The organism is Chryseobacterium nakagawai (assembly GCF_900637665.1).
Lineage (GTDB): Bacteria > Bacteroidota > Bacteroidia > Flavobacteriales > Weeksellaceae > Chryseobacterium > Chryseobacterium nakagawai.
The window spans coordinates 270,947-284,086 of the sequence record NZ_LR134386.1 but is presented as its reverse complement, the minus strand read 5'-3'; the positions used below and the strand labels follow the sequence as shown (position 1 = coordinate 284,086).

8 protein-coding genes and 1 pseudogene are annotated in these 13,140 nt (G+C 35.5%); all 9 read right to left on the bottom strand.

Going from position 1 to position 13,140, the window contains the following annotated elements:
* Positions 1–59: 59 nt before the first annotated feature.
* A pseudogene (locus EL260_RS01345) lies at positions 60–920 on the bottom strand (YifB family Mg chelatase-like AAA ATPase); the annotation flags it as partial.
* Between the two features lie 208 nt (positions 921–1,128).
* Entirely contained in the window at positions 1,129–2,898 is a 1,770-nt protein-coding gene (locus tag EL260_RS01340) for a glycosyl hydrolase family 28-related protein (protein WP_123858502.1), read from the bottom strand.
* A gap of 103 nt (positions 2,899–3,001) precedes the next feature.
* A complete protein-coding gene (locus EL260_RS01335; protein WP_232534821.1) occupies positions 3,002–3,970 on the bottom strand; it encodes a hypothetical protein in 969 nt (322 codons plus the stop codon).
* Positions 3,971–4,638: 668 nt separating this feature from the next.
* The gene (locus tag EL260_RS01330) at positions 4,639–5,601 is read right to left on the bottom strand and encodes a T9SS type A sorting domain-containing protein (RefSeq protein WP_123858501.1); all 963 of its coding nucleotides are present in this window, start codon (positions 5,599–5,601) and stop codon (positions 4,639–4,641) included.
* Positions 5,602–5,646: 45 nt separating this feature from the next.
* Positions 5,647–7,044 carry a porin family protein gene (locus EL260_RS01325; RefSeq protein ID WP_123858500.1) on the bottom strand — a complete coding sequence of 466 codons (1,398 nt, stop codon included), beginning with the start codon at positions 7,042–7,044 and terminating at the stop codon, positions 5,647–5,649.
* Positions 7,037–7,603 carry an RNA polymerase sigma factor gene (locus EL260_RS01320; RefSeq protein ID WP_123858499.1) on the bottom strand — a complete coding sequence of 189 codons (567 nt, stop codon included), beginning with the start codon at positions 7,601–7,603 and terminating at the stop codon, positions 7,037–7,039. Before EL260_RS01320 ends, EL260_RS01325 begins: the two co-directional genes overlap by 8 nt.
* Positions 7,604–7,697: 94 nt before the next feature.
* Positions 7,698–8,273, bottom strand: coding sequence for a DUF4840 domain-containing protein (locus tag EL260_RS01315; protein WP_123858498.1), 576 nt, complete (start codon positions 8,271–8,273; stop codon positions 7,698–7,700).
* A 302-nt stretch (positions 8,274–8,575) separates the two neighbouring features.
* Entirely contained in the window at positions 8,576–9,991 is a 1,416-nt protein-coding gene (locus tag EL260_RS01310) for an efflux transporter outer membrane subunit (RefSeq protein WP_123858497.1), read from the bottom strand.
* Entirely contained in the window at positions 9,978–13,136 is a 3,159-nt protein-coding gene (locus EL260_RS01305) for an efflux RND transporter permease subunit (protein WP_123858496.1), read from the bottom strand. The genes EL260_RS01310 and EL260_RS01305 overlap by 14 nt, the downstream gene beginning before the upstream one ends.
* Between the last annotated feature and the right edge of the window lie 4 nt (positions 13,137–13,140).

The window sequence follows — 13,140 nt, the reverse complement described above, 5'->3', positions numbered from 1 at the left end:
ATCTACTCTGCAAATTTTTGCATTTACTTCGCTAATTCGCATTTACTCTGCAAAATCACACCCCCTACAAGGGCAACATCCGAAATTGTATGGTGTGGAGACCTAAAAGGGCGAACCGTCATTAATGACGCTTCTGTTCCTATCTTTCCTGCCACAGAATGTATTTTAGTAGTTTCCAGAGCCTCTTTTAATGTTAGTGGAGGCAAAATACTCGGAACCCTTTTTGCCAACATTGTTTTTCCGCTTCCGGGTGGTCCAATCAGAATGATATTATGACCACCGGCAGCAGCTACTTCCATGGCTCTTTTTGCCGCTTCCTGTCCTTTAACTTCTGAAAAATCAAATGGAAAATTATTAATTCTTTCCTGAAATTCTTTTTGGGTATCTAGTATCACCTTCTCAATCGATTTCCCTTCATTAAAAAAGTCGATGACTTCCTTTATATTTTTTACGCCATATACCTCAAGATCACTAACAATAGCTGCTTCTCTGCCATTTTGAATAGGAAGAATTATTCCTTTAAATCCTTCTTCTCTTGCCTGAATTGCTATAGGTAAAACTCCTTTGATGGGCTGTAGGCTTCCGTCTAAAGAAAGTTCTCCCATAATGATATAGTCCTGAATTTCTTCAGCCAGAATCTGATCCGAAGCCGCTAAAATTCCAATGGCTATACTGAGATCATAGGCTGATCCTTCTTTTCTCAAATCTGCCGGAGCCATGTTAATCGTAATTTTCTTTCCAGGAATTTTATATCCCACATTTTTCAATGCCGCAGAAATCCTGTAACTGCTTTCTTTGATGGCATTATCGGGAAGTCCTACCAAATGGTATCCTACTCCGCCAGTATCTACATTTACTTCAATCGTTATCGTCTGGGCCGCAACGCCATGAATGGCACTGCCATAAATTTTGATCAGCATAGTGTGTTTTTGAAGTAAATATAATTAATATACTATTTTAAAAATCTGATAGTTATACTGATAATTTCCAACAGAAAAAGGATTTTAAGAAAAATAAATAGCAAAATCTAATAATACAAAGATATAGTAGAGACACTTCGGGCAGATAAAACAAAACAGCGAAGAATAAATATATCTTCGCTATTATATTTTACATTAAAAAATATTTTTAATTTTCTAATTTTTTCCAACTCATCCATGTATTATCATTAAGTGCCTGCCTTGTCCACTTAACACCTAACGGGTCATACGGTAAAAAAGTCTGATAAACTACAGGTTTATTATTGTAATCTTCTAATCTTTCATTTCTGACTAATCCTTTTGTATTCCCAAGATAAGCTTCTGGAAAAACTCCTTCACTTTCAAATTCACTTTTGTGATACAAAATATTTGATGGTATCATAACAGCGCTATCATAATTATATGAATACCCTTGATTCATAATTGAATAGAAATCAATTTTAGGAATATTCCCAAGATATTCATTTCCTTCAATTATTGCGTTTCTAAGATTATCAACACTTGGATTAGTTAAAAGACACATACCAGGATTAGTTGAATTATAGAACTGATTATACTTTATAGTGCCAATTGGTTTTGACTCATTAACAGTTATTATATTGGTAGTAAAATTTTTAAAGATGCACTTTATAAAATCTATATATTTTCCACCACCAATAAAAGAAAGACCTGCGGGATTATTAACAGTATCAAATTCACATTGTTCAAATAAAACTTTATATCCCCCACCATCACATACTGATAGATAAGTACTTAAAATGTTTTTAAAAATAACATTAGAAACCTTTACTCTGCTAGCACTATTAAAATATATAGCTCTTTCCGCATTTAAAACATTCGAGTTTTCAAATACTACACTATACACTCCATTATAATCCTTATCATCGTTTGCCAGTGAATTATAATTACCATATACCGTTAAAGCACTATTAACGTCTTCAAATTTACAATTATCAATTTTAAAACTTTGACAATTTAATCTTTCATTCTGTTGAAAATCAATAATTAACCTATCTTTTGAAAAAATGCAAATTGCCCCCAAACCTTTTATATCATTAAAATAACAGTTAGTTATTAATCCATTATTGGTAATCGTTAAATTAGGGTCGTCGGATTCTACATCTATTGCACCAATCATTTTTTCTCTGGTCGTTCTATAGAAATCACAATTATCGATTATAAATCTATCGCAATAATAAATTGAAATAGCTTGTCGATTATCATGGTTTACCCCATCGAATTTACAATTTTTTATGATAACGTTTTTATTATAGGCGTTCCGATATCCTCCTTCAGTTAAGCCCCTACATATAGCAATTCCATCTCCTTGAAACCCTGTAAATGTACAGTTTTCAACAGTGAAATCACTTACGCCATGTGCAGCAATATGATGAGAAAGTTCATTAAAGTGCATGGTTTCAATATCTGTAAAAAAATTGAGCCCACTAATTTTAATGTTTTTTATTGAGTTTGACTCGTCTGATTGATTAGATACACCAGCTTCAAAAGCAAAAATTCCATCTGCCGCAGTATTTCTACCTTTTGTTAGTCCTATTAGTTTCGAATTATTTCCTATAATCTCAATATTTGAATAAGCTTTAGTCATAAAGTCAATATGATCAATGGCATAGCTGCCACTTGGTATTAATAATTTACCACCACCTATTGTACTTAAAAAATCTACAGATTTCTGAAATGATTGTGTGTCGTTTGTGACAGCATCTCCTACAGCACCAAACCATTTTACATTTACTGTATCTTTGATTAAAATCCTCCTATAAAATATATTGTTTATACTCTTGTATATAATATCATTGCACATTGCAAGAGTAATGGGTACTCCATTATAAGTAACAGAGGATTCTAAAAATACTGTCCATTCACCTGTAAATGGATCGTTTTGTTCTATTGTATTCATATATTTTATTTTGTTATTACAAATATCTATATAGGCCACGACAAAACTTGACGTATAAAAAGAGAACTTTAAGAAAAGTAGGTATTCAAAATCTATTTAATTCTTAGTTATTACAATTGGCAACAAACAGAGGTTTCCCTAACTTTTTTACAGCAACCCGAGGCTGTGAAGTGCCCGTAATTCTATCAAATTTCATCAATACATCATTATAATGATAGTCTTTACTTTTAAAATTCAGTTGTTTGACTGGCACAGCAGGATTTATGTATACATTCCTTAATTTGTCATATTTATAGTCATTCAAATCTATTGTGCCGTTCATATCATCATTTGTATTATAGGAATTGTTCACCAACTTATAATCTGCGGCAAAAGCCATATTGAAAGATTGATTCAAAAATTCTAATTCTTTTTCATTGGAAAACACCTCTTTAACAGAATGTTTTTTAATAATTTCATCTGAATCTCTATTCACATCTGACAACCCTTTTTTTGTAATTTTAAAAATAAAATCATGATGATATAAGCTATCCTGCATATGCTGAACAATAAAATCATTATAATCACCGGTTAAAAATTGATACATCAATTTTGGAATATCTACCTCTATCCTATTTTCAGAGTTTTTTTCTTCCAATAAGGTAATAGCAGAAAATTTTTCTTTGAAAATATGGACATTGGGATAATCCAGGCAGTTGGCTCCATCGTTGAAAAGAGATTGCATTTTGTTTGGAAATTCACCCACTACAATATTGCTATTTCCTATACCATCACCAGTAAAATTGACTCTCATTCCTTCTTTTATGTCAGGGTTTTTGCGGGCATACAAATAAAATTTAGCTTCTGGATTTATAGGCTTCAGATAGAGAAGATCTTTTTCAACAGTCCATGTTCCTTTTATCAAGGTTGCATAGGCAATGATCACAAATGTTTTATTTTTATTAATAACAAAGGCCGCTCCCTTTGCTTTATACACCCCATCGATGTTTTCTTCATTTTTTTGAGCATATACCAACACGGTACAGAATACCATCAAAGGCAAAAGCAGTTTATTAAGATTCAATTCCATCATTAAACATTTTGATAAATATCGTAAAAATCTCACGGCAGAACTCTAAAAATTTTCATAAAGGTGAATTTTCACTTGAATTGATCTAAAAAAATGATTGTAAACTAGACTTTTATAACCATACAAAGTATCATGAAATACATGGATCTGATTCGTTTGGAAAGGGTAAAGCCCATGGTAGTTTTATGTGAATGATGAATAATGGCAGAACAATCTCCGGATTCTTGCAAATTTTAGTTGTTGGATAAAGTATTATTTGATGATTTTTGCTTTATTCATAGAAGATATTATCAAACACGGCAAAAACACACTTCGGATAACTTATTAAAATAAAATACCTTACAATAAAAAATGATCCATAATAACAAAAAAACATACTCATTGTTTCATGTGAAACATAAAAAGTCTATTATTCTCATTTCATCAGGGCCATATTTCAATATCATTGATAATCAAACAGAAATACAATATTATATAAAATCAAGTTCAAATAACAAAGTCTTTATCCCTATATACAAAGCAGATATATAGATAAATCTTTCAATTTATAGCTGTTTTTTATAAGATACTCATCACAGAATTATAGATAATCTGTATCAAAATAAAATCGGCACAAATACATGTACCGATTTAACCACTATTAAAAACTAACGAAAAGATTATTTAATCCTTTATTTTTTTATGAATTTATTTCTATAAACTTCTCCTTTACTACTTTTAGAAACGATGATATAATTTCCGGGAACCAAATGGCTTACATCAATGGCTTGTCTGTATTGATGGTCATTTTTCTTCAAAATCAGTTTCCCGGACATATCCATAATGTTAATCTCTTTATATTCTTCTGATTCTTTGCCAATATAAAGGAACTGTGCTGTAGGATTGGGGTATATATTTAATTTATTTTCTTTAGGTTTTACTTCTCCTGTTCCTAATTTTCCACAGAACTCCCAATTACCATATTCTAATTTTACAAAGGCAAAAGGATCTAACATTTGGCATTGATTGGGACAATATTCTGTACAGGCATAGAAACCATATTCTCCAGGTTCAGAAGTGGTATAGCTATCCCCGGTCTGATTAGGAATTACACAAGGATCTCCGGTAAATGGGGCCGTAGTTGTCGGAACACATTTGAACCATGTATGAGGGCCATACACTAAAGGAAATACATCATCAAACTTTACAGGAGCTTCATTGCATACATGGGCTATTCCACCATCTACAATCTCATAAGTTCCGGGAACAAAGGTAGACATCATGGCAGGAAGACCATAAACATACCCATCTGCCATTACTGCAGGACTTTCTTCAATACAATCTCCTTGTGTAACTTTTACTTTAAAATAATACAATTGATCATTCCCATTGATCGTTAACTGCTGTGATGTAGCTCCGGGAATGACCTCCCAAGGATTATTATTAGGACTTTGCCAGGTCCATTCCTGTTTGTACCACTGATAAGAAGAGTACGTCTGTGTAGTAGAAAGAATTTCATCTTCACTTTCACAAAACAGGATTTTATCTGCAAAGATAGCCCCCAGCCTTGGACTGGTAATAGTAGGGTTACACTGCGCCTTTACAATCAGAAGGTTAAATAATAAAAATGTTAAAAAAATCAGTTTTGTTTTCATATATATTGACATTTAAGTTGATTTCTGTTTTAAAAGTCATCAGCATTAATCAATCAACAATCTGATCCCGAATTTCACATTAAAATGCAGGGGTTTTTCTTTATAAATGGTGTTGGGAGAATTCTCATCTTTGAAATGATAACCAATCCCCGGCTCCGCATAAATTCCTAGTCTATTAACCACTTTCACCTGGAGCCCTACTGCCGTATTCACTGAAAATGACAGCGGTTTATGATCCAGATTTTCCTTAGAAGTCTCCTTTACCTCATCATGTACTACATAACTTGTTGTAATACTCCCTGCTATTGGTTTTTCTACCAGTGCACCTCCTGTAATATACCCTGTAAACCTTCCTTTCTGAATAACATTATAATTAACCTGAACAGGAATTCCGAGATAGTGAACTTTCTGCTCTCCTTTAATATAATTATCATTGCTTCCTGAATGAAGTTCTGAAGCCAGTTTGGTATAATTCAAACCTGTCCCAATTCCCCATCTTTTTCCCAGATTATAATACACCGATAGCCCGAATGTTACCGGAACTTTATGTTTGATCCTGGCTTCTACCGGCTTACTTTGGTTGGCCAATAGTATTTGTGTCAAAGGATCATCTACATACTCGGAAGCGCTCCATACCTGCTCAAAATTCATTGGTTTTCCGCTGACAGAAGCATAACCATGAAACTGCTGCTCTGCAGAATTGGAGGAGGCATTTCCTGTAAGCATACTGAGCATCCATTTCCTCTCAGAACGAGCCTTTATATTCTTCACTTTAGCATTATCTGCATATTTTTCAGATAGCTCATTTTCCACCTTATTTATCTCTTTTTCAGCCTCTTTATTCTCTAGTTTATCATTCGCCAGAGGCATTTCCTGCGGTTTATTATCATAAATGGATACTGATTCCTTTGTTACAGGTATTTTGATAATAACCTGATTATTTCCTTGATTTTCAGCGCTTCTTTTCTCTTTCTCTTCAGCCTTTGTGTATTTTATATTTTTGACAGGAGAATCTATTGTATTAAAATCATTTTGTGCTATAGAAAAATCCGCCTTTGATTTCTCCTCAATCTTTATATTCTCCTGCTGTTGTTCATTTTTCAAAGGCAGCTTTCTATCTGTTCCTTTATCAGGATCTGACGAATTTTGTGTAAGTTTTTTTTGATTTTCTTCCGGCCACATCTTTATCATCATAAAAATCAGAACAGCTGCTGCAGCTACACTTCCGATACGATAAAGCCAGATTGTACTTCCAACACCTCCTCTATCGGTCTTCTTTTCTTCATTTTCAGTGTCGGTTGCAGGAATAATTCCTGTCACCAGCTTATTTTCCTCTTCTCCTGAGAACAATTCATCCTTGATGTCATCCCACAATCCTTCCGGAACCTCTTCTTCATGGTTCTCCATTCTGCTTCGCAGGTTATTGAGCCATTCGTTATTCATATTGTGCTTTTTTTGACATTTTAAATTCCTTTACTTTCTGAACCAACAGCCCTTTTGCACGGTGAAACTGTGATGCTGAAGAGTTTTCTGCAATTCCCAGCAACAATGCAATTTCCTTATGACTTTTCTTTTCAAACACGTATAGGTTGAAAACAGTTCTATATCCATCTGGAAGAGAATGAATTAACTTCATAATATCTTCTTTCGGAATTTCCTCAAAATCAGGTTCTTCTTCATTGGGAAGATCAGGAAGCTCCTCTACTTCAACGGAAGATTTAAAGTCTCCTTTCTGCCTGATATGCTTCAGAGATTCATTTACGGTAATACGGGTAATCCATGCTCTAAGAGAACCATCACCTCTATATTCAAATGACTCTATGGAGCGAAACATTTTGATAAAACTGTTCTGAAGGACATCATGCACATCTTCTTTTTCTGTTATATACCGGGAGCACACATAGGACAGATTACCTGAATAAGCTCCAAAAAGCTCCTTCCAGGCGGTTTCCTCCTTCTGCAGAAGGCGGTTTACCAACATCTGTTCTTTACTTTCTCCCATGTACTGCTCCAGTATACGATATTTTGATTAAAATTTTAAAGCTAAAATAGATTGCATCGTATAAATACAATCTATTTATAGTAATAACCGTTAATTAATATTTTACACAGAACGGAAAATTATAATTAATAGCTTCATAAGGGGCAAGTACTGTACCGTCTACGGTAATTTTCTCTGCTGTTAAAGCAAATCGCAGTGAGCCATCCATTCCCACATAAAACCCTTTCTGCTTTGCATTCAATACCACTTCTGCCTTTTTGTTCACTCCATCTACAGGAATCAGAATCATCAATGGTTTAGGACTCAAGGATAATTCAATCACATTATTGCCTGCATTTATAGACGCTGTATATTTAATATCATATTTTACCTTTCCTACTGCTTTAATCGCTGCTTCTGCTTTTAACGGATCTTTCACCACTGTTTTCACAATTTCATCCACCGGAAATTCTGAAAACATAATCGTATCTTTTTTTGCTTTAAAATTTTTTATTTTTTCTGACTTGCTATCTCCTTGTATGGTAATAAGTCTTCCTTTATAATTTCCATTCACATCTTCCAGTTTTACGGGTCTTATTTCCGGACCATCAACACTGCATGAATACAAAGAAAACCCTGTTAATACGATTAAAATAGCTGTTAAAAATTGAGTTACTGTAAATTTTTTCATTCCATTATTTTTTTTCATTAAACATTAATTATTTTGAGTACTCATTGATATAAATCTCATTTCCCGGAAATCTTGCATGTTTTTTTCAAAAAATATCAAATCTTTACGTAACTCATTGATTTCATGAATAGAAAAAATCAAATCAAATGATTAGTTTTTCAATAAAAAATGATAGTTGTTCTGGAATTCATATTGTCGTGTTTAGGTTTTCGATCCACTTATCCCTTAATAGTATATGATCTCTGTAATCAAAAAAGGAAGCTACATTGTGTAACTTCCTTTCCTCTGTTTTCATCTGCATTTTACTCTACACCACCACCTAGGGCACGGTATAGATCTACCTCAGCATTTAATCTTTCCAACGTTACGTTGATCGCTTCCAGATCGTTCTGAAGCTTATTATTCTGAGCTGTAATCACTTCAAGATAGGTTGCCATTCCGCTTTTATACAGCTTCAGCGCATCGCCGATTCCTTTATCTAAAATGGCTGTTCTCTGTTCTAAAAGCTGTAATCTTTCTGAAGTACCCTGGGATTTCGCCATGGCATCAGAAACTTCTCCAACAGCCGTCATTACTGACTGTTTAAAGTTGATTGCTGCTTTTTCCTGTTCAATTAATGCCGTTTCATAAGCTGTTTTCAGTTGTTTTTTCTGAAAAATTGGTGCTGCCAGGTTCGCCGCAATTGCTTTAGTAATAGAACCCGGAATATCAAACCATGAACTGAATTTATTTGAGTTTACTCCAATCTGTGGGCTCAAACTAATGCTTGGGTACATCGCTGCTTTTGCCAATCCTGTTTTTGAATTCAGGCTTATCACATTAAATTCAGCCATCTTAAGATCCGGTCTGCGGCTTAATAGTTGTGCTGGAAGTCCTTCTGAAAGTTTATTTCCCGGGATCATCATTTTCAAATCTCCTGATCTTTCAATCTTCGCTGGATACTCTCCACAAAGAATACTCAAAGCATTCTCCTGAATGGATATATTCTGTTTGGCTAAAGGAATCAAAAGTTCTGCTGTTTTCTTCTGCGCTTCTGATTGCTGTACCGCTAATGAGTTGATCTGTCCTGCCTTAAACTGAAGATCCATCATTTTCAGGGTATTATTACTTAGTTCAATATTCTGCTCCGCGATTTTCATCTGCTCATCCAAACTTATCAGATTATAATACGCCTGGGCCACCTGAACAATAATTCTGCTTTTTACAGCATTTAAATTTTCTTTTTGAGCAAAATATTCCGCTGCCGCCGATTCTTTCTGCATTTTCGCTTTTCCCCAGATATCAACCTCCCATGAAAGTCTCAGATTGGCACTGAAATCATCCATGTGCGTTGTTCCTACAAACTGCTCATTAAGCGATCCGTTAAGCGTATTTTTAGAAGCCCAGCTTCTGTTGGCTCCGGCATTGAGATCCAATGTTGGAAGAAGAGATAACTTCGCTTGCTTATACATCAGGTCAAGTTGTTCTATATTTTTCAGCGCAACGTTTACTTCATTATTTCTTGTTAAAGCTTTATCTATTAACCCAATCAGTTTAGGATCTTTGAAGAACGTTTTCCACGGTAGCACTACAGTATCTCCTGTTACCTGCACAGATTCTTTGTAGGATTCCGGCACCTGAAGCTCTGTTCTTGCATAAGGTTTTCCTACAGTGCAGGACACCAGTACCGCTACCATTGCGCCTGAAATAAGGAAATTCTTTATATTAAATATTCTCATTTGTCAATTGATTTTGGATTACGGGATACTTCTTTTTAGATGAAAATTTCTCATCAAGATATTGGAAAAACATATACAGGATAGGAATTATAAATACTCCTAACACCACTCCACTCAGCATTCCTATAGCCGCACTCACACTGATAGATTTATTTCCTGAAGCCATTCCTCCTGTAGAGATCATTAATGGAATCATTCCCACAATAAAGGCTAATGATGTCATAATGATCGGGCGTAATCTTGCCTTCGCTCCTTCCAATGCAGAATCCATAATGGAAAGCCCCGTTTTTCTCCTCTGGACAGCGAACTCCACAATAAGAATTGCATTTTTAGCCAGCAATCCGATAAGCATAATCAATCCTACCTGTACATAGATATTATTATCCAATCCAATAGCTTTGATTCCCAGGAATGCTCCTACAATTCCCGTTGGGATAGAAAGCATTACTGCCAATGGAAGGATGTAACTTTCATATTGTGCTGCAAGAAGCAGATATACGAACAGTAAACATAATCCGAGGATTACAGCCGTCTGGTTTCCTGCTGATTTTTCTTCTAAACTTAATCCGGTCCATTCATAACTATAATCAGAAGGAAGTTTATTCAAGGTTGGTTCAATTTTATCCATCAAAGCTCCGTTACTGATCCCTGGTTTTGGGACCACATTAATGTTCAATGAATTATAAAGATTATATCGTTGAACGGATTCCGGACCATATACTTTTTTCAAGGTGATTAAGGTATTGGCAGGAACCATTTCTCCTTTATTATTTTTCACGAAAATATCATTAAACGCCTGTTCATCCATTCTAAAAACACCATCAGCCTTGATATTTACTCTGTAAAATTTTCCAAATCTTGAGAAGTTCTGAGACTGATCTCCTGAGAAATACGTCTGAATAGATCCTAATAAATTAGCGATACTTACTCCTAACTGTTTGGCTTTATCTTCGTTTACTTCAAGCTCAAGCTGTGGATAATCTGCTCTGAACATCGTGTAGGCATAAGCTACTTCCGGTACCTGCATCAATTGTCCGATCACATCATCTGCTTTTGCCTTAAGAACCTGTGGGTCTCTACCCATACGGTCCTGAAGAACGATCTCTGCATCATTCGTTACTCCATATCCTTCAACCGGAGGCATTCTGAAGCTCATTACACTTCCTTCTTTGATAACAGACAGCTTATCATTAACGATATTCATGATTTCATCAATATCCTGAACGGCTCCCCTTTCTTTCTTAGGTTTTAATTTCACAAACCCCATGGCATAAGCTGGTCCGGCGCTGTTACTTAACAAGTTAAATCCTGTAATGGAAGTATTTTCCTGAACGGCATCTACCGTTTTTAAAATGGCATTGATCTTATTGGAAACTTCTGTAGTTTTTGTCAATCCGGTTCCCGGAGGCATACTCAATGAATAAATAAAGAATCCGTCATCTTCCATTGGAACAAAACTCTTGGTAGTACTCGTCATCAACCATGCTGAAAGCCCTATAATTCCAGCCACTAATCCTGCTGCAATCCATTTACGACCAATTAAAAATCTTACACCTTTTGCATAACGTTCTGTCATATTATTGAAGCCTGCATTAAAAGCAACGGCGAATTTTTGTCCGAAGCCTTTTTTCTTTTCGCCTTCTTCTGCATGGTGATTTTTCAAAAATACCGCACATAAAGCAGGCGTTAAAGTAAGAGCGTTTACCGCAGAAATAATAATTGCTATGGCTAATGTATAAGCAAACTGCTTATAGAATAACCCGGCAGAACCAGACATAAACCCAATGGGAATAAACACTGCAGACATCACCAATGTAATGGAAATAACAGCGCCTGTAATTTCACCCATCGCTTTGTGTGTAGCATCTCTTCCTGAAAGGTCTGTCCCTTCCATATTACTATGAACCGCCTCTACAACGACAATTGCATCATCGACGACAATACCGATCGCCAGTACAAGAGCGAACAATGTCAATACGTTAATTGTAAACCCTAATACCAAGAGGAAGAAAAAAGTACCAATAATGGCTACCGGAACTGCAATCGCCGGAATAATGGTAGACCTGAAATCCTGTAAGAAAATAAATACAACAATAAACACAAGGATAAATGCTTCTATCAGGGTAGATTTCACCTGTCCTGTTGCTTCATCCAATCTTTCCTTGGTACTCATTACCTTGGTATATTTAATACCTGGCGGGAAGGATTTTGAAAGCTGGTCAATCGCTTTATTGACTCCTATTTCAATTTCATTGGCATTAGACCCTGTGGTCTGCATAATGGCTACGGTAACCGCATTTTTACCATTGGAAAGGTTATCTCCACTGTTATTAATGGATCCAAATTCTACCCTGGCAACATCTTTAAGCCTGATTACATTGGTTCCATCATTTTTAACCACGATATTTTCGTATTGTTCTGGCTTATTCTTCTTTCCTTTGTATCGGATTACATATTCCAATGCAGCATCTGATTCTTCCCCCAATTTACCAGGAGCAGATTCTAAACTGTGATCGGCAATTGCATTGGAAACATCTGTTGGTTCCAATCCATAAGATGCCATTTTCTGAGGATTCAGCCAGATTCTCATGGAATAATCTTTAATTCCAAAAATCTGTGCCTGCCCTACTCCTTTTACCCTTTTAATCTGTGGGATAAGGTTGATGTTGGCAAAGTTCTGCAGAAAAGTTTCATCATATTGTTTATTATCTTCAGTATAAATATTGAAAATCAATACCATACTATTCTGTTGCTTTGAGGTCGTTAATCCCATTCTTACCACTTCCTGAGGTAATATCGGTGTGGCCTGCTGTACTCTGTTCTGTACATTTACCGCCGCCTGATCAGCATTTACTCCCTGCTTAAATATTACAGAAATGGTAAATGTTCCGTCATTACTTGCTGTAGACTTCATGTAGCTCATGTCTTCTACCCCGTTGATCTGCTCTTCCAAAGGGGTTACCACAGAACGGATTACCGTTTCACTGTTTCCTCCTGGGTACGACCCTGAAACGGTAATGGTGGGTGGAGAAATGTCCGGGAACCTGGTCACTGCCAGCTGGTTTAACCCGATGATCCCTAAAATGACAATGATAAGGGATATTACCGTCGCCAGTACCGGACGATCTATTATCTTTTTTAACATTTTC

Excerpts from the sequence above, each read along its gene's own strand:
- EL260_RS01330 (WP_123858501.1), bottom strand. The coding sequence starts at position 5,601 with ATGAAAACAAAACTGATTTTTTTAACATTTTTATTATTTAACCTTCTG.
- EL260_RS01325 (WP_123858500.1), bottom strand. The coding sequence starts at position 7,044 with ATGAATAACGAATGGCTCAATAACCTGCGAAGCAGAATGGAGAACCAT.
- EL260_RS01310 (WP_123858497.1), bottom strand. The coding sequence starts at position 9,991 with ATGAGAATATTTAATATAAAGAATTTCCTTATTTCAGGCGCAATGGTA.
- EL260_RS01305 (WP_123858496.1), bottom strand. The coding sequence starts at position 13,136 with ATGTTAAAAAAGATAATAGATCGTCCGGTACTGGCGACGGTAATATCC.
- EL260_RS01320 (WP_123858499.1), bottom strand. The coding sequence starts at position 7,603 with ATGGGAGAAAGTAAAGAACAGATGTTGGTAAACCGCCTTCTGCAGAAG.
- EL260_RS01340 (WP_123858502.1), bottom strand. The coding sequence starts at position 2,898 with ATGAATACAATAGAACAAAACGATCCATTTACAGGTGAATGGACAGTA.
- EL260_RS01315 (WP_123858498.1), bottom strand. The coding sequence starts at position 8,273 with ATGAAAAAATTTACAGTAACTCAATTTTTAACAGCTATTTTAATCGTA.
- EL260_RS01335 (WP_232534821.1), bottom strand. The coding sequence starts at position 3,970 with ATGATGGAATTGAATCTTAATAAACTGCTTTTGCCTTTGATGGTATTC.